Annotated in this window: 20 protein-coding genes; 8 read left to right on the forward strand and 12 right to left on the reverse strand. The window is 66.7% G+C overall.

What is annotated here, in order from left to right; all coding sequences use genetic code 11:
• The 3 genes from AC1Q6P_RS02055 to AC1Q6P_RS02065 all read left to right on the forward strand — a co-directional run bounded on the left by AC1Q6P_RS02055 (nt 1) and on the right by AC1Q6P_RS02065 (nt 3,277).
• A complete protein-coding gene (locus AC1Q6P_RS02055; protein WP_492662820.1) occupies nt 1–978 on the forward strand; it encodes a family 1 glycosylhydrolase in 978 nt (325 codons plus the stop codon).
• Nucleotides 975–2,021, forward strand: a complete 1,047-nt coding sequence (locus tag AC1Q6P_RS02060) for an ABC transporter ATP-binding protein (protein WP_492662821.1) — start codon at nt 975–977, stop codon at nt 2,019–2,021. Before AC1Q6P_RS02055 ends, AC1Q6P_RS02060 begins: the two co-directional genes overlap by 4 nt.
• Nucleotides 2,022–2,089: 68 nt before the next feature.
• Nucleotides 2,090–3,277, forward strand: a complete 1,188-nt coding sequence (locus AC1Q6P_RS02065) for an ABC transporter substrate-binding protein (protein WP_492662822.1) — start codon at nt 2,090–2,092, stop codon at nt 3,275–3,277.
• Nucleotides 3,278–3,306: 29 nt separating this feature from the next.
• Here AC1Q6P_RS02065 and clsB read toward each other — a convergent pair whose 3' ends face one another.
• The 4 genes from clsB to AC1Q6P_RS02085 all read right to left on the reverse strand — a co-directional run bounded on the left by clsB (nt 3,307) and on the right by AC1Q6P_RS02085 (nt 6,958).
• A complete protein-coding gene (clsB, locus tag AC1Q6P_RS02070) occupies nt 3,307–4,641 on the reverse strand; it encodes a cardiolipin synthase ClsB (protein ID WP_492662823.1) in 1,335 nt (444 codons plus the stop codon).
• Complete coding sequence (locus AC1Q6P_RS02075; RefSeq protein WP_223696587.1) at nt 4,638–5,348, reverse strand: endonuclease/exonuclease/phosphatase family protein; 711 nt, start codon at nt 5,346–5,348, stop codon at nt 4,638–4,640. Before AC1Q6P_RS02075 ends, clsB begins: the two co-directional genes overlap by 4 nt.
• Nucleotides 5,349–5,458: 110 nt before the next feature.
• Nucleotides 5,459–5,935, reverse strand: coding sequence for a dihydroneopterin triphosphate diphosphatase (gene nudB / locus AC1Q6P_RS02080; RefSeq protein WP_492662824.1), 477 nt, complete (start codon nt 5,933–5,935; stop codon nt 5,459–5,461).
• 39 nt (nt 5,936–5,974) lie between these two features.
• On the reverse strand, nt 5,975–6,958 hold the full coding sequence (locus tag AC1Q6P_RS02085) for a helix-turn-helix transcriptional regulator (RefSeq protein ID WP_492662825.1): 984 nt from the start codon (nt 6,956–6,958) through the stop codon (nt 5,975–5,977).
• A 106-nt stretch (nt 6,959–7,064) separates the two neighbouring features.
• Between AC1Q6P_RS02085 and AC1Q6P_RS02090 the strand changes: the two genes are divergently transcribed.
• Entirely contained in the window at nt 7,065–7,676 is a 612-nt protein-coding gene (locus AC1Q6P_RS02090) for a glutathione S-transferase family protein (protein WP_492662826.1), read from the forward strand.
• 19 nt (nt 7,677–7,695) lie between these two features.
• On the opposite strand, the gene AC1Q6P_RS02095 is transcribed toward AC1Q6P_RS02090, so the two are convergent.
• From AC1Q6P_RS02095 to AC1Q6P_RS02130, 8 genes are all read right to left on the reverse strand, one after another.
• Nucleotides 7,696–8,523, reverse strand: coding sequence for a curli production assembly/transport component CsgG (locus AC1Q6P_RS02095; RefSeq protein ID WP_492662827.1), 828 nt, complete (start codon nt 8,521–8,523; stop codon nt 7,696–7,698).
• 83 nt (nt 8,524–8,606) lie between these two features.
• Nucleotides 8,607–10,412 carry an aspartate--tRNA ligase gene (gene aspS, locus AC1Q6P_RS02100; protein WP_102767551.1) on the reverse strand — a complete coding sequence of 602 codons (1,806 nt, stop codon included), beginning with the start codon at nt 10,410–10,412 and terminating at the stop codon, nt 8,607–8,609.
• Nucleotides 10,413–10,565: 153 nt separating this feature from the next.
• Entirely contained in the window at nt 10,566–11,222 is a 657-nt protein-coding gene (locus AC1Q6P_RS02105) for a DUF502 domain-containing protein (RefSeq protein WP_102767552.1), read from the reverse strand.
• A 72-nt stretch (nt 11,223–11,294) separates the two neighbouring features.
• Nucleotides 11,295–11,624 carry an FmdB family zinc ribbon protein gene (locus tag AC1Q6P_RS02110; RefSeq protein WP_102767553.1) on the reverse strand — a complete coding sequence of 110 codons (330 nt, stop codon included), beginning with the start codon at nt 11,622–11,624 and terminating at the stop codon, nt 11,295–11,297.
• A 66-nt stretch (nt 11,625–11,690) separates the two neighbouring features.
• Nucleotides 11,691–13,151 (reverse strand): high affinity choline transporter 1, encoded by a 1,461-nt coding sequence (locus AC1Q6P_RS02115; RefSeq protein WP_492662828.1) that lies wholly within the window; start codon nt 13,149–13,151, stop codon nt 11,691–11,693.
• 122 nt (nt 13,152–13,273) lie between these two features.
• Nucleotides 13,274–17,281, reverse strand: coding sequence for a two-component regulator propeller domain-containing protein (locus AC1Q6P_RS02120; protein WP_492703036.1), 4,008 nt, complete (start codon nt 17,279–17,281; stop codon nt 13,274–13,276).
• 75 nt (nt 17,282–17,356) lie between these two features.
• Entirely contained in the window at nt 17,357–18,913 is a 1,557-nt protein-coding gene (ubiB, locus tag AC1Q6P_RS02125) for a ubiquinone biosynthesis regulatory protein kinase UbiB (RefSeq protein ID WP_492662830.1), read from the reverse strand.
• Complete coding sequence (locus AC1Q6P_RS02130; RefSeq protein ID WP_102767557.1) at nt 18,910–19,428, reverse strand: hypothetical protein; 519 nt, start codon at nt 19,426–19,428, stop codon at nt 18,910–18,912. Before AC1Q6P_RS02130 ends, ubiB begins: the two co-directional genes overlap by 4 nt.
• A gap of 203 nt (nt 19,429–19,631) precedes the next feature.
• On the opposite strand from AC1Q6P_RS02130, the gene AC1Q6P_RS02135 reads away from it, so the two are divergent.
• From AC1Q6P_RS02135 to AC1Q6P_RS02150, 4 genes are all read left to right on the forward strand, one after another.
• Nucleotides 19,632–21,020 carry an undecaprenyl-phosphate glucose phosphotransferase gene (locus AC1Q6P_RS02135; RefSeq protein ID WP_102767558.1) on the forward strand — a complete coding sequence of 463 codons (1,389 nt, stop codon included), beginning with the start codon at nt 19,632–19,634 and terminating at the stop codon, nt 21,018–21,020.
• Nucleotides 21,021–21,111: 91 nt separating this feature from the next.
• Entirely contained in the window at nt 21,112–22,350 is a 1,239-nt protein-coding gene (locus tag AC1Q6P_RS02140; protein ID WP_492662831.1) for a porin family protein, read from the forward strand.
• A gap of 45 nt (nt 22,351–22,395) precedes the next feature.
• Nucleotides 22,396–23,418, forward strand: coding sequence for a UDP-glucose 4-epimerase GalE (gene galE / locus AC1Q6P_RS02145; protein ID WP_492662832.1), 1,023 nt, complete (start codon nt 22,396–22,398; stop codon nt 23,416–23,418).
• Between the two features lie 24 nt (nt 23,419–23,442).
• Nucleotides 23,443–24,882 carry a mannose-1-phosphate guanylyltransferase/mannose-6-phosphate isomerase gene (locus AC1Q6P_RS02150; protein ID WP_492662833.1) on the forward strand — a complete coding sequence of 480 codons (1,440 nt, stop codon included), beginning with the start codon at nt 23,443–23,445 and terminating at the stop codon, nt 24,880–24,882.

Genomic DNA, 24,882 nt, shown 5'->3' on the forward strand with positions numbered 1-24,882 from the left:
ATGCAGGTCAGCCGGCATCTCGCCCAAAACGCATCGCTCTGGCCCGACCACCGGAGTGGCGCCACAGCCTTGGGCGCGGCCGGCCCGGGCTCAGCGCCGGAGGCGCCGGCTTGCCATCTCGCCATCGACTGGGCCCGCATTTTCCCCAAGGGCATGGGTGCCCGGCCCGATGCCGACGCCCTGGGCCAAGTCTCGCGCCAGGTGGACGCCTTGCTGGCTCAGGGCCAGCAGCCCTGGGTGACGCTGCACCAGGGCGAGCTGCCCCCGGCGCTGCAGGCGCAGGGCGGCTGGATGAAGCGTTCGACCATCGGTGCCTTTGCTGACTTTGCCCGGCTGATGGGAGAGCAGCTCGGTGACCGGGTGGGGCACTGGATCACCCACGAAAACCCGGCTCTGACGACCGTGCATCCGCAAACCCTGGCGCGCGCATTGCACACCGAGCTGCAAATCGCTCACCACCGGCTGGTCAGCCATGGTGAGGCGCTGCGCGCCCTGCGCAGCGCAGCACCAGGAGCCCGAGTCGGCATCGTGCTGAGCCTGCAAGCCATACGCCCGGCCAGCCATCTCCCGGCCGACCTCGCCGCCGCCCTGCGCCAGGACGGACTGCGCAACCGCTGGTGGCTGGACCCGCTGTTCGGCCGCGGCTACCCCGGCGATGTGCTGCAAGCCCTGGGCGTGGACGCACCCACGGTGCTGCCCGGCGACCTGCGCAGCATGGCCAGCCCCTGCGACTTCCTGGCCGTGCTGCCGCAGCGCCTGGCGCAGCAAGCGTCAAGTGGCCCCGAGCCGGAGGTGGACGAGGCGCGCATCCTGGAGCTGCTGGAACGCGTGCATCGCGACTACGCCCCAGCCGCGCTGTACCGCCTGCAGCCCTTGCGCCCAGCCCCCGCGCGCCCGAGCTCACATCGCATCGCCCGCCTCATTCCCGGCGCCGCCGCACCACGCCCCCACCTTCGCATCGAAAGGGTCTCGTTTTGAGCCGCGTTTGCATCCAAGGCCTCAACATCCGCTTCGGCGGCCATGAAGTCATCCGCCATCTCGACCTGGACGTCCAGTCCGGCGAGTTCCTGGTTCTGCTGGGCCCTTCGGGCTGCGGCAAATCGACCCTGCTGCACAGCATTGCCGGCCTCAACCCCATCAGCGGCGGCCGCATCCTGATCGGCGAGCAGGACATGAGCCAGGCCGAGCCCAGCGCCCGCGGCGTGGGCATGGTGTTTCAGAGTTATGCGCTCTACCCGCATATGAGCGTGCATGACAACCTGGCCTTCCCGCTCAAAATGGCCGGCCTGCCCAAGGCCGAGATCGAAGCCCGGGTGAAGCGCGCCGCCGCCATGCTGCAACTAGAGTCGCTGCTGCAGCGCCGCCCGGCCCAGCTCTCCGGCGGCCAGCGCCAGCGCGTGGCCATCGGCCGCGCCGTGGTGCGCGAGGCCGGTGTGCTGCTGCTGGACGAGCCGCTCTCCAACCTCGACGCCAAGCTCCGCACCGAGCTGCGCCGCGAGCTCAAGCAGCTGCATGCGCGCCTGGGCAACACCATGATTTACGTGACCCACGACCAGGTGGAGGCCATGACCCTGGCCACCCGCATCGTCGTGATGCACGAGGGTGCGATCCAGCAGATCGGAACCCCGGCCGAGGTCTACGAGCGGCCGCGCACCTTGCGCGTGGCCAGCTTCGTCGGCTCGCCCACCATCAACCGCATCGCCGGGCAGCTGAACGCCAGCGGCCAGTTCCAGTCCGGTGTGCTGCAACTGGCCGGCCCGGCCTCGGCGCCCGCCGGCGCGCTGACCCTGGGCGTTCGGCCCGAGGACGTGATGCTGGGCGCGGGCCAGCCTTTCGAAGGCCGGGTCGAGCTGATCGAGCCGCTGGGCGGCCAGCACCTGGTCTGGCTGCGTTGCGGCGATCAAGCCTTGTGCGCCGTGCTGCCCGGTCAGCCCACCTTGCAGACGGGCGAGGCCCTGCATTTCGGCTTCGACGCGCGCCGCCTGCATTGGTTCGACGCCGAGGGCCTGCGGCTGGACTGAGCGCCGGGCCGGGAATCCCCGGTTCCGAGGGAGCTCGACGGGGCTGAAAACAAGCCGACAATGGCGACTTGTTTCGCTTGCGCCGCCAGGCGCACAACGGCCCCGACATGTCCCGCCTCTTGCGTTGCTTGCGCCACGCCGTCCTCCGCGCCCTGCGCTCGGCCCCGCCGGTGCTCGCTGCCCTGGGGCTGCTCCTGCTGGCCGCGCCGCTGCAGGCGCAGAGCATCGTCTTCATCAACCCCGGCCATGCCGACGAGGCCTTCTGGCGCAGCGCCAGCCAGGCCATGGAGGCCGCGGCGGGCAGCCTGGGGCTCAAGCTCGAAGTGCTGTACGCCGGACGCGACCCTGAGCGCACCCTGGCCCTGAGCCAGGAACTGGCCCAGCGCCCCGCCGGCCTGCGCCCGGACTATGTGATCCTCAGCAATGACAAGGGCGTGCTGGTGCCCTGCGCCCAGAACCTGGCGGCAGCGGGCATCAAGAGTTTTGCGGCCTTCTCGGGCCTGCTGCCGCAGGAGCAGGCCCGCTACAGCCCGCGCCGCGGCCTGCCCCTGCTGCTGGGCAGCCTGGAGCCGCGCGCCCAGGATGCCGGCTACCTGAGTGCCAAAGCCCTGCTGGAGCAAGGACTGGCCCGTCGGATGCGGGGTGCGGACGGGCGCTTGCATCTGGTCTCCATCGCCGGGGACCGCTCCACACCCAGCTCCATCCAGCGCAACCTGGGCCTGCGCCAGGCCCTGGCCGAGCATCCGCAGGTGGACCTGGCCGCGCAGACCTTTGCCGATTGGCGCCGTGATCAGGCGCGCGATCGCATGCGCGGCCTGCTGCAACGCGGGCCGACGCCGCAGCTGGTCTGGGCCGGCAGCGATCTGATGGCCTTCGGCGCCATGGACGCGGCTGAAAGCCTGGGCCTCAAGCCCGGCCGTGATCTGCTGTTCGCCGCCATCAACACCTCGGACGAGGCCATGCAGGCCCTGATCGACGGCCGCCTCTCGGCCTTGGTCGGCGGCCATTTCCTGACCGGCGCCTTCGCCCTGGTGATGCTGCACGATCTGCACCAGGGCCGCGATTTCATCGACGAAGGCCTGAGCCTGGAGCGCCCCCTGTTCATGCGCTTCGACCGCGCTGCAGCGCAGCGCTTCCTGGCCCGCCCCGACCTGCGCGAGCTGGATTTCCGCCGCTTCAGCAAGGTGCACAACCCGCGCCTGCGCCGCTACGACTTCAACCCTCAAGTCGTGCTGGACAGCGGCGCCAAGCACTGAAGCAGGCCGGCGGCGACGCCGTCACGCCGTCAATAGCGCCCGGCGGCCCCAGCCACCCGCAGGTAGACATAGGCCGCCCAGGCCACCAGCGCCCGGCTGAGCATGGCACGCAGGCCCTGGCCCTGCAGATGGCGCTGGTCCACCTGACGCGAAACCTGCACGGCCTGCTCGAACTCGGCCGCCAGCGCACGCGAAAAATCAGCGTCCCGGACGATGACATTGGCCTCCAGATTGAGCAGCAGGGACAGCGGGTCGATGTTGGAGCTGCCCACCGTGGCCCAGCTCTCATCGACCACGCAGACCTTGGCATGCAAGAAGGCCGGCGTGTACTCGAAGATCTCGACGCCGTGGCCGAGGAGCTCGGTGTACAGCGCCTGCGCGGCCATGCCGGCCAGCAGATAGTCGACCTTGCCCTGCAGCAGCAATCGCACCCGCACGCCACGCCGGGCAGCGTCGCGCAGGGCGCGGCGGAAGGCATGGCCGGGGTAGAAGTAAGGGGTGATCAGGTCCACCCGTTCGCGCGCGGCCCGGATGGCGTCGATGTAGGCCCGCTCGATGGTGCGGCGTTGGCGCAGGTTGTCGCGCAACACAAAGGCCGCGCAGACCGGCTCCAGCTCGGGCTGCAAAGCAGGTTCGCCTTCGCGCTGGCGCCGGCGCAGCCAGGTCGGCCGCGGCATGCGCAGACCCTGGACCAGGCGCCGCAAGCGCGACAGCGGCTCGGGGCTGCGCACCAGGGCGCGCAGCTCCTCGCCAAAATCGCGGCCCAGCCAGGCCCGGGTCCAGACGGCGCGCGCGGCCTGCTCCATGGGCAGCACGGCGGGGCCATGCAGGGCCACGGCAAAGTCCAGGCGCGGCTGCTCGGTGGCGCCATGGTTCAGGTCCATGCGGTCGCCGATGATGTTGATGCCACCGACAAAGCCCTGCTCGCCATCGACCACGCAGAGCTTCTGATGCAGGCGGCGCAGCTGCCCCGGCTGCAGCCAGCTGTACCAGCGATCGATGGGGCGGAACACGGCCAGGGCCACGCCGCTGCCCTCCAGCTGGGCTTGCAGCCAGGCCAGCGAAGCCTTGCTGCCAAAGCCATCCACGACCACCCGCACCCGCACCCGCCGCGCGGCCGCAGCACGCAGCGCCGCCACCAGGGCCTGGCCAGCCTCGTCGTCATGAAAGATGTAGGTGGCCAGCCAGACCTCGCGCAAGGCACCGGCGATGGCCGCCGTCTGCAGGGGGAACAGCTCGTCGCCCCCGCGCAGCAGCTGCAGCTGATTACCGCCGCTGAACTCGGGGCTGGGCTGGGCGTGCCAAGACAGCAGGGATTCTTGCTCGAGGCCTCCGGCCTCGTCGGCAGCAGGACGGCCGCTCACGCGCCCTCCAGCTCCAGCTCGGCCAGCAGAGGCAGGTGATCGGACATGCGGGCCCAGACCGGGCCTTTGGGCACCTGCATGCTCACGCAGCGCAAGCCGCGGGTGTAGATGCGATCGAGCGAGAAAAACGGCAGGCGCGATGGAAAGGTGGCGTAGCGCGATCGCCCCTGGGGTGCCACCGCACGCTGCAGGCCGTGGGCACGCATGGGTGCATCCAGGCGCTCGCCCCAGTCGTTGAAATCGCCCGCCACCAGCAGCACGGCATTGGCCGGCACATGGTGCTGGATGAACTCGGCCAGGCGCTGCACCTGGCGCACGCGGCCGCTGTGCATCAGGCCCAGATGCGCCACCACGGTGTGCACCTCGCGGCCCTGCCAGCGCACCGGCACATGGAGCAGGCCCCGCTGCTCGAAGCGGTGGTCCGACACATCATGGTGGCCGATGTCGCCGATGGGGAAGCGCGAGAGCAAGGCATTGCCATGCTCGCCATGCTTGGTCACCGCATTGGTGCGGTAGGCCACCTGGTAGCCATCGGGCGCCAGAAACTCGGCTTGGCCCTGATCAGGCCAGCCGAACCAGGTGTGATCGAACTGCTTGGCGTCACGGTGGTGGAAGTGCCGCACCTCTTGCAGAAACACCAGGTCGGCATCGAGCGCCTCGATGCCCAGGCCCAGGTTGTGGATCTCCAGGCGCTTTTGCGGCCCCATGCCGCGCACGCCTTTGTGGATGTTGTAGGTGGCCACGCGCAGGCGCGCCGCCGACGCCGAGGACGCCGCCGGGATATCGTGCTGCACCGACTGGCTGAAGGCATTGCCTTTCATGTCAGCGCGGCCACGAAGTTCGGCAACTGCAGCACCGCCTCGGCGTTGGACGGCGAGAAGCACAGATCGGCCGCCTCCTGCCAGGGCAGCCAGCGGTACTGCAGATGCTCGCGCGGGGCCAGGCGCACGGGCGTGCCGGCCGGCACGGTCAGGCCGAAGACATGCTCGGTGTTGCGGGTGACGCCGGGCGCATAACGGTGACGCCAGACGGGGTAGATCTCGTACTCATTGGCCAGGCCCCAGTCGCGCAGCAGGCCCTGGCTGGCCTCGATGCCGGTTTCTTCCTGCACCTCGCGGCGTGCGGTCTCGGCGATCGGCTCGTCCAGCGCGTCCTTGGAGCCGGTCACGCATTGCCAGAAGCCGGGGCGGTCGGCCCGCTCCAGCATCAGGACCTGGAGCTCGGGGGTGTGGATCACCACCAACACGGATTCAGGGATTTTGTAGGGGCGGTTTTGCATCGCGATGGCGCTCATGCCGGCAAGCATAGCGGAGCAAGAAGTCCTCTTGCAGGCTCACACCGTCTTGGCCTCAGACCGAGCCAGGCTGCGCGCCGCCCGCTGCATGGCCTGGGCCATGCGCTCGCGCAAGGCGGGCGGCTCCAGCACCTCGAACTCGACCTCCAGCACCAGCAGCCAATACACCAGGGCATCGAGTGCATGGGCGCCGCACTGCAGCAGGCAGCGCTGCGCATCGCCGGCCATCGCCTCCAGCCGCGCGGCGGTGGCCGGGATGCGGGCGGCCATCTGGGCCAGGGGCGCGTGCAGCACCACCCTGGCCTGCTCGGCCTGCGGCGACAGCAGCAGGGAGCGGGTGACATAGGCGCGCAGATCCCCACCCTCGGGGCCTGGGCGCGGCTTGAAATGCCCACCGACCTGGGCCGGGCCGGCGATGCGATCGAGGCGAAAAGTGCGCCAATCGCTGCGCACCCGGTCCCACGCCACCAGATACCAGCGACTGCCGGTGTGGACCACGCCCTGTGGCTCGACCGAGCGCCGGCTGGACCCGCCCTTGGCATCCACGTAGTCGAAATCGAGGCCCAGCTGATCGCGGCAAGCACCGGCCAGATCGGCCAGCAGGCTGGCATCGACACTGGGGCCCACGCCCTCCAGGGCCTGAACGGCCGAGCGCAGCGCGTCGGCGCGCCGGCGCAGCCGGGCCGGCATCAGCTGCTCGAGCTTGACCAGGGCCTGCAAGGCAGGCTCTTCGATGCCGCCCACCCGACCGGCAGCGGCTGTCCGCAAGGCGATCGCCACGGCCAGGGCCTCCTCGTCGTCGAGCTGCAGCGGCGGCAAGGTCTGCCCCGAGCGCAGGGCATAGCCGCCGGCCACCCCGCTGCTGGCCGCGACCGGATAGCCCAGCTCACGCAAGCGATCGATGTCCCGCCGCAGGGTGCGCGGGTGCACGGCCAGGCGCTCGGCCAGCTCAGGCCCGGCCCAGTGGCGACGAGCCTGGAGCAGGGACAGCAGACGCAGCAGCCGCGATGAGGCACTCAACATCGGGCCACTGTAGCGGTGATTGAGGGCCGAATCTGTCCGCAATGGTTTCTACAGTCGAGTCCGTCGTCGACAGGGTGTCGACGCCTCACAACAAGGAAGACTGACCATGTCCATCGTTCTGTACGGCTGCCCGATGAGCAGCGCCACCCCCGTCGCCTGTGCCCTGGCCGAGCTCGGCCTGCCGCACGAGCGGGTTCTGATCGACATCCGCAGCGGCGCACAGCGGCACCCGGACTATCTGGCGCTGAACCCGAACGGCAAGGTGCCCACACTGACTGTCGATGGCACGCCCATGTTCGAGGCCCTGGCCATCCAGCTCTGGCTGGGTGAGACCTACGGGGTCGAACGCGGCTTGTGGCCGGCCGCCGGCAGCGCCGAACGCCTGCAGGCCCTATCTTGGTGCACTTGGGCCTATGTGAGCTACGGCTCGGTCTTGAATCGCCTGCACCGCGCCAGCTTCGGCGACCCGGCCTTGATCAGCCCGGTGCACGCCGAGGCCGCCCGCACCGAACTGAATGGGTTGCTGGCCCTGCTCGACCAGCGTCTGGCGCTGCGCCCCTGGATGCTGGGTGCGAGCTACTCGCTGGCCGACTTGCTGGTCGGCTCGGTGATCGGCTACAGCCTGCACCTCGGCGCACCGGTCAGCGAGCACCCCCATGTGCAAGGCTGGCTGGGCCGGGTGCAGGCACGGCCCGCTATGCAGGTGGATGCGGGCTGAAAGCGCACCGGGGCCTCGCTCAGCCCTTGTTGCCGGACTTGGTCGCCACCGGCGGCGGCAGGTCCTTGGCGGCCAGCTCGCGCACCTGCACGACCAGCTTGTTGTGCGCGTCGAGGAAGGCTGCAGCAATCACCTTGCCTTCGTTGCTGTTGGCCCAACCGGCGCCGCCGGCACCGCCCAGCTTGCCCACCACCAGGCCGCCCATGCCGAGGTCGGTGACGCGCACCGAGCCGGTGGCAGCGGCGATCTGTTCGGTGGTTTCGTTGTCGGTCAGCAGCAGGGCGACCTGGGCCTCCTTGAGCTTGACCTGCTCGGCGGCAGCGACAAACTTGTTCAGCACCGGGATCTGCGCCATCAGGCCACCGACCTCGCGGCCGGCGTTCTGCTCGCTGAAGCTCAGGCTGGGGGTCAGGCTGTACTGGGCCTCATAGCCCTTGCCCTTGTGCACCGTGCTGCCCTTCTGGCGCAGGATGCCGGCGTCCTTGAGCTCCTGCTCCTTGATGGTCGCTTTCAGGCCGGCCGCGCGGTCCACCACGCGGAAGCAGCCGCTTTGCTGGGCCAGCAGGCGGATCAGGGGCACGGGCGAGCTGGGCAGGTTGTAGCTGCTGGACACGGTGTAGCCGTTGCTGTTTTCCACCAGGGCCAGCGTGGCCACGGGCGCATCGCACTTCATCAGCTCACGGTGTGCTTGGTGGGCACCGGCGGCGCCGGCCGAGCCGGTGATCTCCGAGCTGCCCTCGCCCAGGGTCGCGCCTTGCTTGCCGCAGGCCGCCAGCATCAGGGCCAGGGCGATGAGTGCGCCCGAGCGGGTCGCGCGCTGTGTGCTCGTGTTCTTCAAAGACAACATCTGCTGACACTCCCTACGTTTGGTAACAGACCAAGAAAAAGGGCAGCCGAAGCTGCCCTGTTGTGATGCCGGTGTGCTGCGCATCAAGCGCCAGCTGCACCCGAAGCCGCTGCGGCATTGCGCAGGCGGATGTGCAGCTCGCGCAGCTGCTTCTCGTCCACATTGCTCGGTGCGCCGGTCAGCAGGCACTGGGCACGCTGGGTCTTGGGGAAGGCGATCACGTCGCGGATGGACTCGGCCTTGGTCATCATGGTGACGATGCGGTCCAGACCGAAGGCCAGGCCGCCGTGCGGCGGAGCGCCGTACTGCAGCGCTTCCAGCAGGAAGCCGAACTTGACCTGCGCATCTTCCTTGCTGATCTTCAGCGCGTCGAAGACCTTGCTCTGCACTTCGGCGCGGTGGATACGGATGGAGCCACCGCCCAGTTCCCAGCCATTCAGCACCATGTCGTAGGCCTTGGCGATGCAGGCACCGGGGTCGGTGACCATCAGGTCTTCATGGCCGTCCTTGGGCGCGGTGAAGGGGTGGTGCACGGCCGCCCAGCGGTCGTTCTCTTCGTCGTGCTCGAACATCGGGAAGTCCACCACCCACAGCGGAGCCCAGCGGTCTTCGAACAGGCCACCCGCCTTGCCGAAATCGCTGTGGCCGACCTTCAGGCGCAGGGCACCGATGGCGTCGTTGACGATCTTGGCCTTGTCGGCGCCGAAGAAGATCAGGTCGCCGTCCTGCGCGCCGGTGCGCGAGAGGATGTCGGCCACGGCCTTGTCGTGCAGGTTCTTGACGATGGGCGACTGCAGGCCTTCGCGGCCCTTGGCCACTTCATTGACCTTGATCCAGGCCAGGCCCTTGGCGCCGTAGATCTTGACGAACTCGGTGTAGGCATCGATCTCGCCGCGGCTGATCGAGGCACCGCCGGGCACGCGCAGGGCGACGACGCGGCCGCCCTTGGTGGTGGCGGGGGTCGAGAAGACCTTGAAGTCCACATCGCCCATCACATCGGTCAGTTCCGTGAACTGCAGCTTGACGCGCAGATCGGGCTTGTCCGAGCCGTAGAGGTGCATGGCATCGGCGTACTTCATCACCGGGTAGGTGCCCAGGTCCACATTCAGCGCCTTCATGAAGACGTGGCGGATCATGCCTTCGAACATGTCACGGATTTCCTGTTCGCTCAGGAAGCTCGTTTCAATATCGATCTGGGTGAATTCGGGCTGGCGATCGGCACGCAGGTCTTCGTCGCGGAAGCACTTGGTGATCTGGTAGTAGCGGTCGTAGCCGGCCACCATCAGCAGCTGCTTGAACAGCTGGGGCGATTGCGGCAGCGCGAAGAACTGGCCGTCGTGCACGCGGCTGGGCACCAGGTAGTCGCGCGCGCCTTCGGGCGTGCTCTTGGTCAGCATCGGCGTTTCGATGTCGATGAAGCCATGCTCGTCCAGGAACTTGCGCGCTTCCATGGCCACGCGGTAGCGCAGCATCAGGTTGTTCTGCATGTAAGGGCGACGCAGGTCCAGCACGCGATGGGTCAGGCGCGTGGTTTCGGACAGGTTCTCGTCGTCCATCTGGAACGGGGGCGTCACGGAGGGGTTCAGCACTTCCAGCTCATGGCAGAGCACTTCGATCTTGCCGCTGGTCAGGTTGTTGTTCTCGGTGCCGGCGGGGCGCAGGCGCACCTTGCCCACGACCTTGAGGCAGAACTCGTTGCGCACCTCTTCGGCCACCTTGAACATGTCGGCGCGATCGGGGTCGCAGACGACTTGCACCAGGCCTTCGCGGTCGCGCAGGTCGATGAAGATGACGCCGCCGTGGTCGCGGCGACGGTGGGCCCAGCCCATCAGGGTGACGGTCTGGTCTTGCAGCTTCTCGCTGACTTGGCCGGCGTAACAGGTTCTCATTGCGGGTTCACTCCAAAATTTCGTCGATTCGGGCGGCGGCACCGGCGGTCGGTGCCGGCACGGCCCACAGGGTTCGGTACAGGTCTTTGATGCGGGGGGAGGCGCTGAGGGGCTGCGTCCAAAGCCCTCAGGGTTGAGCGCATGCCAAGGCGCTCAACCCGGCTGATTTCGAGCCGGGCCTTCGTCCCCGGCGCTCTCGCCTTCCGGCGCCACCACACCCATGGAGATGATGTGCTTGAGCGCGGCATCCACGCTCATCTTGAGCGGCCGCACCTGGCTGCGCGGCATCATCAGGAAAAAGCCCGAGGTCGGGTTGGGCGTGGTCGGCACGTAGAGGCTGACATGCTCGTCCCCCAGGGCCTCGGCCACCTCGCCGCCCGGCTTGCCGGTGACGAAGGCGATGGTCCAGCTGCCCTGATGCGGATATTGCACCAGCACGGCTTCGCGGAAGGCGTTGCCGCTGCTGGAAAACAGCGTGTCGGACACCTGCTTGACCGAGCTGTAGATGCTCTTGACGATGGGGATGTTGGACAGCAGGCGGTCCCACTGGCGCAGCCACCACTGGCCGAAGATATTGGCCACGAACACGCCCGTCAGCAACATGCCGCCGACCAGAATCACCAGGCCCAGACCCGGGATGTGGCGCAGGCCGTCGATGCTCTCGTGCAGCGAGGCCGGTGCCACCGCCTGCAGGGCGGTCAGCATGGAGGCGAACACCCCGTTGATGATGCCCAGCACCCACAACAGCACCCAGATGGTGATGGCCAGAGGCAGCCAGACCAGGAGGCCGGTGACGATGTACTTTTTCACAGGGGTCCTATTCGGGGGCTCGGTGGGCGTGGGCTGGAGGGTGATGTCGGGAAGCGGGTTCAAACGAGAGGCTCAATGGCAGGCACAGGAGCCGCCGCAGGCAGCCGGCGCGGCAGCGGCACTGCTGCCGCCGCTCTCTGCGCCAGAGCTGGTAGAAGCGGCAGAGCTGGCCTCGGGCGTGGACGCCACGGCGCCACCCGTGGCGGCGGCGGCGCTACCGCCACCCTTGAAATCGGTGGCATACCAGCCCGAGCCCTTGAGCTGGAAGCCGGCGGCGGTGACTTGTTTCTGGAAAGCTTCTGCGCCGCAATGCGGGCAGGTGCTCAGCGGTGCATCGGACAGCTTTTGCAGCACGTCTTTGGCGTGACCGCATTCGGCGCAGCGGTAAGCGTAGATCGGCATGGTCTAAACCGTTGATTCAAAACCGTAAATTATAGGGGGCGGGCTTCGGGCCAGCCGCAGGGCCGCTCAGGCCGACTGGTCTGGCTCCAGTCCCGCCAGCTTGTGGTGCGAGGCGTGCACATTCTTGATCGCCTGCGGACCCAACGAACCGATCAACATGCCAAGCACCGCGGCCAGCACACCGGCCAGTTGGGCCGGCATCTGCTCGCCGGCGGGTGTCGCCTCGAACAACAACCAGCTCAGCACCCCCAGGACGATGGCAAAAATCGCACCCTGGGTGGTCGCCCGCTTCCAGTACAGGCCAAACACCAGGGGCACGAACGCGCCCACCAGGGTGACCTTGTAGGCGGCCGTCACCAGCTCGAAGATGGGCGTGCCCTGCAGCATGATGGCGTAGGTGCAGACGCAGACACTGAAGACCAGGGTGGCGATGCGCATGGTGCGCAGTTCCTGCTTGTCCGAAACACGCGGAAAGAACTGGCGCCAGATGTTCTCGACAAAGGTCACCGAAGGCGCCAGCAGGGTGGCCGAAGCGGTGGACTTGAGGGCCGAGAGCAGCGCACCGAAGAACACCACCTGCATCACAAAAGGCATCTTGTCCATGACCAGGGTCGGGATGACTTTCTGCGAGTCTTCCTTGATCAGCTGCTCGGCCTGCTCCGGCATGATGATCAGGGCGCTGACCACGATGAACATGGGCACGAAGGCAAACACGATATAGCTGGCACCACCGATGATGGAGCCGCGCACGGCGGATTTCTCGTCCTTGGCCGACATCACGCGCTGGAACACGTCTTGCTGAGGGATCGAGCCCAACATCATGGTGATGGCGCTGCCGATGAAGAACAGCCAGTCGTGCAGGCTGGGCGGCGGCAGAAAGCGGAACAGGTCCTTGCTGACGGCCAGATCGACCACCTTGCCGGCGCCGCCGGCCATATCGGCCGCGAACCAGGCAATCAGGCTCAGGCCCAGCACCAGGATGATCATCTGGATGAAATCGGTCACCGCCACCGACCACATGCCGCCGAACAAGGTGTAGGCCAGGATGGAGGCGGTGCCCAGGGCCATGCCCATGGCCACGCTGATCGCGCCGCCCGACAGCAGGTTGAACACCAGCCCCAGAGCCGTGACCTGCGCCGCCACCCAGCCCAGATAGGACAGGATAATGATGAAGGAGCACACCACCTCGACCACGCGGCCGTAGCGCTCGCGGTAGTAGTCGCTGATGGTCAGCAAGGTCATCTTGTAGAGCTTGCCGGCAAAGAAGAGGCCCACCAGGATCAGGCAGAAGCCGGCGCCAAAGGGGTCTTCCACCACGCCGCCGAGCCCGCCCTCGACAAACTTGGCCGGAATGCCCAGCACCGTCTCGGCGCCGAACCAGGTGGCAAAGGTCGTGGTGATGACCATGGCCAGCGGCAGGTGGCGCCCAGCGATGGCAAAGTCCGCGGTGTTCTTGACCCGCTTGGCTGCCCACAAGCCAATGGCGATGGTGACCAGGAGATAGGCAAAGACCAGAGTCAGGAGCATGGTGTCAGGCCGTGAAGCGATGGTGGGGTGGACAAAACGCGGCGGATTATCTCTGCAATGAAGTCCCCCGCGACAGCGCGGGTTTCACCCCAGACCCTCTGTTCCTGGGGGATGGCGCGGACTTAGAGAGTTGAGCCTAGGCCTGGCGCCTGGGCCAGCCCGCCGCCGGCATCCAGGGTTCGATTCGCCGGGGCGATGCGCGGCAGCAGCAGTTCGAACTGGGCACCCTGCCCCGGCACGCTGCTGACCGTGATCTCGCCGCCCAGCATGGAGCGCACGATGGTGTAGCACAGATGCAGACCCAGACCGCTACCGCCATTGCCCAGCTTGGTGGTGAAGAAGGGATCGAAAACGCGCGAGAGGTGCTCGGGGGCAATGCCCCGGCCGTTGTCACGGAAGCGCAGGCGCACCCGCTCGGCATCGACCGCCGCCGCCTCGATTTGCATCAGGCCGTTCTGCCGGCCTTCGAAGCCGTGGATGATGGCGTTCAGCACCAGATTGCTGAGCACCTGGCCCAGGGGGCCGGGATAACTGTCCAGGCTCAGGCCCGGCTCGACCTGGATCTGCAGCTGGTGGCCGTCCTTGCGCAGGCGGTTGATCAGGCTGAGCTGCACCTCTTCACACAGCTGCTGCAGCTCGAATTGGCGGCGTCGCTCCGAGGTCTGGTCCACCGCCAGCTGCTTGAAACTGGACACCAGGCTGGCGGCGCTGGCCAGGCCGCGTACCAGCAGGCCGGCGCTGGCCTCGGCCGTGTCGCAGAAGGCTTGCAGCTCGGAGCGGCGGAGTTGCCCGCCGGCCAGCAAGGCCTTGAACTCGCGCGTGCCGTCCTGCAGCGTGCTGGCCGCCAGCAGGCTGTTGCCCAGCGGCGTGTTCAGCTCGTGGGCCACGCCGGCCACCAGCGAGCCCAGCGAGGCCAGCTTCTCCTGCTCGAAGAGCTGAGCCTGGGTGCGACGCAGCTGGGCGTAGGCGTCGGCATTGTCCAGCGCCACGGCGGCGTAGGCAGCCAAGGCCTGGAGCAGATCCAGATCGGTCTGGCGGTAGGCATCGACCTGGTCGCTGAGCACACAGATCAAGCCCTTGACCTGACCCTTGATGCGCAGCGGCACGTAGAGGCCGGAGCGGGCGCGGGTGGGCTCCTCGCCGCTGGCCAGGCGCAGCACCTGTCCAGGCCCGAGCGCGGGGTCGTACTGGCCGCCCAGCCCGTCGGCATCAATCAGACGGTTGTCACGCAGGATCTCGCGCTCCCACTGCGGTTCGCCTTGCACGATGCAGCGCACGGCCGGCTGCTCGGGGTGGTCCAGACTGCGGCGGTAGGGCTGCAGCGGCCGCCCGCGATCGATCACAAAGTCGAAGGCCACCACGGCCTCTTCCCTGCGCAACAAGCCGACGCCAAAGATCAGGGCCGGCATCAGCGATTCGACCTGGCGGTACAGGGCCTGCTGCACCGCGGCCAGATCCAGCGAGGCGGTGAGTTCGCGGCCGATGTCGCTGACCGTGGCAATCTGCTGCCGCTGGGCCCGCACCTGGGCCGTACGCAGCTCGACCTGACGCTCCAGCTCCAGCTGCACCCGGCGCAGCCGGCGCAGGCGCAGCTGCCAGGCCGCGGCCAGACTCAGCACCAGCAGCGCCAGCAAGAGCAGGCGCACGCTCAGGCTGCGCCACCAGGGCGGCTGCACCTCAATGGCCAGTAACTGCCGCGGCTCCCCCCACACCCCATCAGGATTGGCGGCCCGCGCCAGCAGGCGGTAGCGACCGGCATCAAGGTTAGTGTAGGTGGCCAGCCCCTCGCCATCGGGGCCCTGGATCCAGTCCTGATCAAAGCCTTCGAGCTTCCAGGCATAGCGCAGACGGCCGGCATTGAAGAAATGCTGGGCACGCAGATCAAAGCTGACCATGGCCTCTCGGTGGCTCAAGCGCAGCTGCTCGGCCTGAGCCAAGGGGCCGCTGACCCCCAGCGCAGCGAGGCTGCTGGCGGCCTCGTCGGCACGTTGCACAGCCTGGCTCGGGTCCAGCAGGGAACGATTGAAGATGCGCACATCGGCCAGCACCACCGGCGGCGCCACCGGGTTGTCGCGCAGCTCGCTGGGTTTGAAGCGCAGCAGGCCTTCCCCACCATACAGCAGCTGGCCGGCGACTCCCTGGCTGCTGCCACCCTGGGCAAAGTTGCCACGGAAATGACCGCTGCGCGAGGGGTAGTGGCGCAGACTGCGTCGCTCCGGGTCGAGGCGGCTGAGGCCATCGGGGCTGGCGAACCAGAGCGCGTCATCTTCGGCCAGCTCCAGGCTATGGGCCCAGCCCTTGGGCATGCCCGCCAGGCGACGCCAGGACTTGAGCTGCCAGACGCCCGCCTCGCTCTGCAGCAGTTCGTACAGACCCAGCTGGGTTCCGGCCCAGATGCGCCCCTGCCGGTCCTGACGCAGGGCGTAGATGGCCAGCTCCGAAGGCTGAGGCATGTCCAGGCTGGCTCGCACCGGTTGGCTGAAACGCTGCTGCGCCGCATCCCAGAGCTGCAGCCCGCCCTTGCTGCCCAGCCACAAACGTCCGTCACGATCAGACAACAGGCAGTCGATGACCTCGTTGCTGAGGCTGCCGGGCCGGCCGCCGTCGCGGCGGAAGCGGGTCAGGCGGCCATCGTTGCCAAAACGGTAGGCGCCGGCAGCGCTGGCCGCCCACAGCTGACCCTGGGCATCGTGGGCCAGCGCCGCGATGGACATGCCGCCCCCCAGGCGCTCGCCCAAGTCGATGCGTCGGGCCTGGCGGCTTTTCAAGTCAAGCAGAAACAGGCCGTCGTCACCGCCCACCCAAAGCCCACGCTCAGGCTGCAGCAGCAAGGCCTTGAGGTAACGCATCGGCAGTTGCTCCGGCCGGATACGCTCGGCCTCGCCGCTGGAGAGCTGCAGCCGGTTCAGGCCGCCGCCGTAGCTGGCCACCCAGGCATGGTCGGCGCCATCGGCCGCCACCGCCATGACGCTGTCGCTGGACAGGCTGCTGGCATCGCCGACCACCGAGCGGTAGGCGCGAAAGCCGCCGCTGCGCAAATCCGCCAAGGAAATACCCCAGCCCCAGGTGCCCACCCACAGCACGCCGCTGCGGTCCTGAAACAGGGCCGAGATGGCATTGCTGAACACGCTGTCGGGCAAGGCCGGGTGGTGCATATGGGACTCGAACTGCGCGCTGCCGGGTCGCCAATGCCAGAGCCCGGCATTGCCGGTGCCCACCCAGATGCCATCGTCCTGATCGCGGTACAAGGTGTGAACCAGACTGGGCGGCAAGCCCCAGCGCGCGGGCAAGTCCAGCACTTCGCCGCTGCGTGTGTCGATCATCTGCACGCCGGCATTGGTGCCCAGCCAGGCACGCTGCTGGGCGTCGATCACGAGGCTGCGCACGCCGGGCTCGCTGGCACCAAAGCTGCCCAAGGGCCAGCGCTGCTGCAGGCGGCCCTGGGCATCAAGATGCATCAGGTGACGCCCAGCGACCACCCACACGCCCTGGGCACCGTCACTGACCATGGCGGCCATGCCGGCCTTGCGGCCAGGCACCAGAGGCTCCAACGGCGGCAAACCCACCACTTCGAACGCGCGCCGCTGTGGATCGAAATGCAGCAGGTCCAAGCCGGTCAAGACCCAGACGCGCCCGTCCTTCGCCGACTGCAGGCCCAGCACATAGCGCTCGCGCATATGCCGCTCGCCCGGCAGGCCATGCCGGCGCAGGGTTTCGCTGCGCAGGTCCATCTCGTCCAGGCCTCGCTCGGTACCGATCAGCAAGCGCTCGCCAGGCAGCAGCAAAAGACTGCGCACGGCCGGGTGGCTCAAGGAGTGGGCATCAGCCGGCTCGGAGCCAAAGGGCTGGGCGGCCCGGCCGTCAAAACGATACAGGCCGGCGCTGGTGCCCAACCACATCAGGCCGCGCCCATCCTGCTGGGCGCTGTAAAGGATGGCCTGCAGCCCCGCCCGCTCGGCCGCCAGCTGCTCGAAACGCAGGCTCTGCAGGCCGCTGCCCGCCTGCGCCACCGCGCAGCAGGCCCAAGCCCAGACCAGGCACCAGCCACGAAACCGGCCGAGCCCTCGGCCGGCCCTGGCGAACAGGAGCCATGCGGCAAAGAAAGTGTGAGAGCCCAGGCGCAAGCGCATGCGCCCCAGCCTACCCGAATCGCGCGCCTCGCCCCACCGGTCTGTCCCTAGGGCGTCACAACGGAAGCGAGGGGCTCAAAGCCAGTGCCAGCGCAGCAGAATCTGTGTGGCCAGCAGGCCCAGGGTGAAGCCCACCGCACCGTAAAGCAAAGCCTGCAGGAGGCGGTTGGTGCGGCGCTGCTCGCGCAGCAAGGCCTCGAGCGCGCGCGAGTCGGGGCCCGTGGCCTGGCGCTTGAGCGCATCGTGCAGCAGGCGCGGCAGCTCAGGGAAGAGCTGGGCATAGCGAGGCGCCTCTTTTTTGACCTGGTTGATCAGGGCGCGCCAGCCGACCTGCTCGTTCATCCAGCGCTCGAGAAAGGGCTTGGCGGTAGCCCAGAGATCGAGCTCGGGGTCCAGCTGGCGACCCAGGCCCTCGACATTGAGCAAGGTCTTTTGCAGCAGCACCAGCTGGGGCTGGATCTCGACATTAAAGCGGCGCGAGGTCTGGAACAGGCGCATCAAGACCTGACCTAAGGAGATATCCTTGAGCGGCCGGTCGAAATGAGGCTCGCAGACCGCGCGCACTGCACCTTCAAGCTCATCCACCCGGGTCTCCGGCGGCACCCAGCCCGAGGCGATGTGCAACTCGGCCACGCGCTTGTAGTCGCGCTGGAAGAAGGCGATGAAGTTCTGCGCCAAGTACTCTTTGTCGACCTCGGTCAGGGTGCCGATGATGCCAAAGTCCAGGGCCACATAACGGCCGAAGGTGGCGGAATCAAGGCTGACCTGGATATTGCCCGGGTGCATGTCGGCATGGAAAAAGCCATCACGGAACACCTGGGTGAAGAAGATGGTGACACCGTCGCGCGCCAGCTTCGGGATGTCGATGCCGGCCTGCTTGAGACGATCGAGTTGCGAGATCGGCACGCCCTTCATGCGCTCCATCACGATCACCTCGGTGCTGCACATATCCCAGTGCATCTCGGGCACCATGATCAGGTCCAGGCCGGCCATATTGCGGCGCAGCTGGGCGGCGTTGGCGGCTTCCCGCACCAGGTCCAGCTCGTCGTGCAGATAGGTGTCGAACTCGGCCACCACCTCGCGCGGCTTCAGGCGCCGGCCATCGGCCGAGAAGCGCTCGACCCAGCCGGCCAGGGTGCGCAGCAAGGCGATGTCGTCGTCGATGGTGTCCAGCATGCCGGGGCGCAGCACCTTGACCGCCACCTCGCGCCCGTCTTTCAGCGTGGCGAAGTGGACCTGAGCGATCGAGGCGCTGGCCACCGGCTCGGCATCAAAGCTGCCAAACAGCTCCTCGACCGGCTTGCCAAAGGCCTTCTCGACCAGCGCGCGCGACTGGGTGGCCGGGAATGGCGGCACGCGGTCCTGCAGCTTGGACAACTCTTCCACCAGGTCGGGAGGCAGCAGATCGCGTCGGGTAGACAGCACCTGGCCAAACTTGACGAAGATGGGCCCCAGGTGCTCCAGGGCCAAGCGCAGGCGCACACCGCGCGGCTGGTCCCAGCTGCGCCCCAGCGACACCGTGCGGCGCAGCAGCTGGAAACGACGGCGGCGCAAGCCCGACAGGGCCAGATCATCGAGGCCGAAGCGAAGAATCGTCCAGACGATGACGAACAGCCGGGCGAAGTACCTCATGCGCCGGCGCGACCCGCTGCCATACCTCGCACACCCGCTGCAAGACCGGCCAGCGCCGAAGACACTGCGCGGCCGCAACGGGCCAGCTGATGGGCGGCCACCGGGCCGATCACCGCGGCTAGGTCGTCTTCCACATCCCAGCGCAGGTTCTCGATCAGCCAATTCATGGCGCCGGCGAAAGCCGCGTCGCCCTGCACATGGACCTGGGGCTTCTGGCCGGTCAGCGAACCCAGAGCCAGCAAGGCCGGGTTGCCGGCATCGATCTCAATGCGCAAGGCACCGTCGGGCGCCTGCTCAAGGCGTTCAAACAAGCCCGCAGGCGTCACGCCCAGCGCCAAATCGGGCGCCTTGGGCAGCAACGCCGGCCAGTTCTGCAGATGCAACACCAGCGCGCGGCCGGCAAAAGGCTGCAAGCGCCCCGTGGCCAGGGCCTCGCGGCTGATGACATGATTGAGCAACAAGACCATGCGATCCTGTGCAGCCGGTGCAAACATGGCGGTCCATTCTTCTAGCATGGCGCAGATTGTAGGGAGTCGCCGCGTGGCACAGCGGACCTAGGGGGAAGCGGGGGGAATTACCCCTGGAGAACTGAGAGAGAATCCCTGTTCATATTTTCCTCAGATGGAGGGGCGCTCGGGCATGTCGAGAGTCTGCAGGGTCGATTCACGGCTCGTATCAAAAAAAGCAACGCCGCCCGGCACCAAGGAGTTCAGGAACGATGTTCGAGGATAGAAGTTACAAAAGAACGTTTTACAGCGCACCTCAGTCCATCGAATCGTTCATCGCTGCCTTCATGGAGCCCGGCCTGGTGGTCTTGTGCTACCTGGCGGTGAATCACTATTTCGGCGAGCCCATCGTGCGCTCGGACCTGACGTTGTGCTTGCTCGTGTTTGCGCTGACCTTTCCAGGGCGCAATCGTTTCGCCGATACCACCATCAGCGCAGCCATCGATGTCATCGGCTCCTGGCTGGCTCTGCTCTTCATCCTGGGCCTGTGTGGTTATGCGACCAACAGCATGGGCTATTTCGAGGACAAGGTGCTGGTGTGGTGGATCGCGCTGACGCCGGTGTTGCAAATCGTGGCCATCAAGTGCGGCGCCCTGCTGCGCCGCCGCCGTGTCCGCGCGACACGGCGCGGCGCCGTGATCGTGGGCGCGGGGCCGCTGGGCGCCAAAGTGGCGCGCGCCCTGCGCGACGGACCGGACAAGGGCATCGACTTTCTCGGCTATTTCGACGACCGGCAGGATGAGCGCCTGCACCCGGATGCACACGCCAAGCTGCTGGGCATGCTCAGCGAACTGAGTGACTATGTGCGCAAGCACAGCGTTCGCGAGGTCTACATCACCCTGCCCCTGGGCTCGCAGCCACGCATCGTGCACCTGCTGGAGCAGATTCAAGGCACGACCGCCAGCCTGTTTTTCGTGCCCGATGTGTTCGGCATCAGCATCATCCAGGGCCGACTGCAGGACATGAACGGCGTGCCCGTGGTGGGCATTTGCGAAACACCCTTTACCGGCACCAACGAGTTGATCAAACGCCTCAGCGACATCGTGCTGGCTTGCGTGATTCTGGTGCTGATTTCACCGATCTTGCTGGCCGTAGCGATTGGCGTGAAGCTCAGCTCACCCGGACCCATCATCTTCAAGCAGCGCCGCAATGGCCTGGATGGCGAAGAGATCATCGTCTACAAATTCCGCTCCATGCGCACCATGGACAACGGCCCGGTGGTCAAGCAGGCCACCAAGGACGATCCACGCATCACCAAGTTCGGCGCCTTCATCCGCCGAACCTCGCTGGACGAGTTGCCGCAGTTCATCAATGTGTTGCAAGGGCAGATGAGCATCGTTGGCCCGCGCCCGCACGCCGTGGCCCACAACGAGGAATACCGCAAGCTGATCAAGGCCTATATGGTTCGCCACAAGGTCAAGCCCGGCATCACCGGCTGGGCCCAGGTCAACGGCCTGCGTGGCGAAACCGACACGATCGACAAGATGAAAGCACGGGTCGAATACGATCTGGAGTACCTGCGGAATTGGTCCCTGGCCCTGGATCTGCAGATCATCGTGCGCACCGCACGGCTGATGCTGTTTGACCGCCATGCCTACTGAATCCCTGATCGCGGGCGGCCTGCGCGCAAGCGGCACCTGCCTGCCAAGCCCGGCGCCGACGAATGCCGCCCCTGGTTCCCCAAGGAAGCCCATGTCTGTTTCGCTGAACCGCCCCCTGCCGCCCGCTGCGCTGGGGCTCCTGAGCCTGCTGGGATGCTGCCTGGCGAGCCCGGCCCTGGCCGACGCCAACCCCTACTACGTGGGTACGGCGCTCAACCTCAGCCACGTCTCCAACATCTACCGCCAAAACAACAATGCCAACAGTGACCGCGTGGTCAGCGCCTCGCTGCTGGCCGGCATCGACCAGACCTTTGGCCGCCAACGCCTGAATCTGGATGCCTCTTTGCAGGCCAATCGCTACCAGAACAACAGCGAGTTGAACAACCGCGGCTACACCCTCAAGGGCGGGCTGGACTGGTCCACGGCAGAGCGCCTTTCGGGCAGCGTCAAGGTCAACAACAGCCAATCCCTGGCGACCTACAACATTGGCAGTGGCATCGCGCCCATCTTCAAGAAAAACATTGAGAAGAACACAGCCGTGGATGCGGTGCTGCGCGTGGGCCTGGTGACCAAATTCTCGGCAGAAGCCTCTGCTGGCCAACGCAGCCGACGCTTCAGCGCCATCGAGTACAGCCGCTTGGAAGTCGACCAGACCCGTTACTCTTTGGGTCTGACCTACAGCCCCAGCCAGAATTTGCGCCTCGGCGTGGCGGGACGCCACACCCGGGATCGTTTCCCGCGCTTCACACTGATCAACCTGCTCAATGCCGAGTACCAAGCCTCCGAGTTCACACGGAAAGACATCGATCTGACCGGACGGGCCGTGCTCAGCGGTGCAAGCTCCATCGATGGACGAATCAGCCACGGCCGATCGCGCGTGAAGCTGGGGGCGGGCAATGATTTCAATGGCACGACCGGCCAACTGACCTGGACCTGGTTGCCGACCGTGCGCTGGAACATCGCAACCACCCTCAGCCGGGACACAGGCCTGGAAACTTCCTTCTTCCGGGTCGGCGGCAACACCTTGAATGCCGACCAAAACCGCGTCACGACCTCGGCCCAGCTGGCGGTCAGCTATGAGCTCACGTCCAAGATTGTTCTCAACGCCAGCGCCAGCAGCTCGCGCGCGGAACGCGTCGATGACTTTCTGGGTCAGCAGGCCAAAAGCCAGGACCGCGACACGGCCTACAGCCTCGGTGCGCGCTGGCTGTACTCGCGCAGCATTCAGCTCGGCTGCCAGTACACCAAGAATTCGCGCAGCAGCACCATCGTCCAGTATGTCTACGACGCCAACAGCTTCGGCTGCTACGGTCAAATGGTTCTGAACTGATGAGCCGACTGGCATCCCCATTGCAAACACTTCGCAACTCTCTCCATGGCTGAAACCATTCTTCTGACCGGCGCCACAGGCTATATCGCCTCTCACACCTGGCTGGCCTTGCAGGCCGCTGGTTACCAGGTCGTGGGCGTCGACAATTTCAGCAACAGCTCGCCCGAAGTGCTGAAGCGCCTGGCGCAGCTCAGTGGTCAAGCACCGGTGTTCGAACAGGCCGATGTCTGCGACCCAAGCGCCTTGGCACAGGTGTTTGCAAAGCATCAACCTCAAGCGGTCGTCCATTTCGCGGCCTTCAAGGCGGTGGGCGAATCCACCCAGCAACCCCTGGCCTACTACCGCAACAATCTGGGCGGCTTGGTCAACACCTGCGAGCAGATGCAAGCCCATGGCTGCAAACGCATCGTCTTCAGCAGCAGCGCCACGGTTTACGGTGTGCCGGAACGGCTGCCCCTGCGCGAGGACGCAGCCCTGGCGGCCGTCAACCCCTACGGCGCCACCAAGCTCATGGGCGAGACGATCCTGCGTGACCTGGGAGTGGCCGACCCGGCATGGCAAACCGCCTGCCTGCGCTATTTCAACCCGGTGGGCGCACATGAAAGCGGTCTGATCGGTGAAGATCCCCGTGGCACGCCCAACAACCTCATGCCCTATGTCGCCCAAGTGGCCATCGGCCGCCGACCCCGCCTGCAGGTCTTCGGCAATGACTACGACACGCCAGATGGCACCGGCGTGCGCGACTACATCCATGTGCTGGACCTGGCCGAGGGCCATGTGGCGGCGCTGCGCTTCTTGCTGTCGGGCCCAGAGTCGATCACGGTCAACCTGGGCACCGGTCAGGGCTACAGCGTGCTGGACCTGGTCAAAGCGTATGAAGCGGCCAGCGGCCAAGCGGTACCCTATGACATCGTGGCGCGACGCCCTGGCGATGTGGCGGCATGTTATGCCGACCCGACCCTGGCCCAGCAGCGCCTGGGCTGGCAAGCCCGGCACACGCTGGCCCGCATGTGCGAGGACAGCTGGCGGTGGCAGCGCATGAATCCGCAAGGATTCGAACCCTCTTGAGATCCAGACTTGAAGAAAAGACTCATGAACCGAATTCAAGTTCAGCCGGTCATCATGGCCGGCGGCAGTGGCACCCGGCTGTGGCCCCTGTCACGCGCCGGATATCCCAAGCAGTTCCTGGTGCTGTCGGGCAACAGCAGCTTGTTTCAGCAGGCCGCCACACGCCTTGGCCGATTGGGCGCCGAAGACCTGGATGTCTTGGGGCCGATGATTGTCGGCAATGAAGAGCACCGCTTTCTCGTGCTGGATCAATTGCGCGAAACCGGCCTGGAGCCTTCAGCAGTGCTGCTCGAACCCTCCGGACGCAACACAGCGCCGGCCCTGACCCTGGCGGCCTTGGCGGCGCTGCAGAACGGGCAGGACCCGGTGCTGGTGGTCACACCTGCCGACCAGACCGTGACTCAGGCCCAAGCCTTCACTGGAGCGCTGCAAGAAGCGGTGCGCTGCGCGGCCGAGGGCGCCATCGTGATCCTGGGCATCACCCCCGATCGCGCTGAAACAGGCTATGGCTACATCCGTGCTGCACGCGATGAGCAGGGACTGGCCGTGGCTCAGTTTGTGGAAAAACCCGATGCCGCCACAGCCTCGCACTACCTGGCCGAAGGTGGCTACTTCTGGAACAGTGGCATGTTTGTGCTGCGCGCGAGCGTCTGGCTGCAAGCCTTGCGTCGCTTCCGCCTCGACATCGCTGAGGCGACGCAAGCCGCTTGGGACGTACGCCAGACCGATGCGAAATTCGTGCGCCCAGGCAAGGCTGAGTTTGCCGCCGTGCCCAGCGAATCGGTGGACTACGCCGTGATGGAGCGCTGCCCGGGCAGCGACATCCCCTTGCGCATGCTGGCCCTTGATGCCGGATGGAATGATCTGGGTGCCTGGGAGGCGGTCTGGCAGGTCGCGGACAAGGATGCCGATGGCAATGCCTGGCAGGGCGATGCCATCATCAGCGACAGCCGCAACACCTTGGTGCATGCCACCAGCCGCCTGGTCAGCGTGGTCGGCCTGCAGGACATCGTGGTGGTCGAGACCCCCGACGCCGTGCTGGTCAGTGACCGCGCGCGCAGCCAAGAAGTCAAGAAGATCGTTGCCCGGCTGGATGCGGAAAAGCGCGGCGAGCAGACCCTGCACCGCAAAGTCCATCGCCCCTGGGGCTGGTACGACAGCATCGACTCCGGCGCACGTTTCCAGGTCAAGCGCATCATGGTGAAACCCGGCGCCTCGTTGAGCCTGCAGATGCACCACCATCGCGCCGAGCACTGGATCGTGGTGTCTGGGACGGCCGAAATCACCAATGGCGACAAGGTCCTGCTGCTGAGCGAAAACCAAAGCACCTACATCCCACTCGGCCAGACCCACCGCCTGGCCAATCCAGGCCGGGTGCCATTGGAAATCATTGAAGTACAGTCCGGCGCCTATTTGGGCGAGGATGACATCGTCCGCTTTGAAGACACCTACGGCCGCAACTGA

Source organism: Roseateles sp. GW835-FHT13E02 (assembly GCF_058794035.1).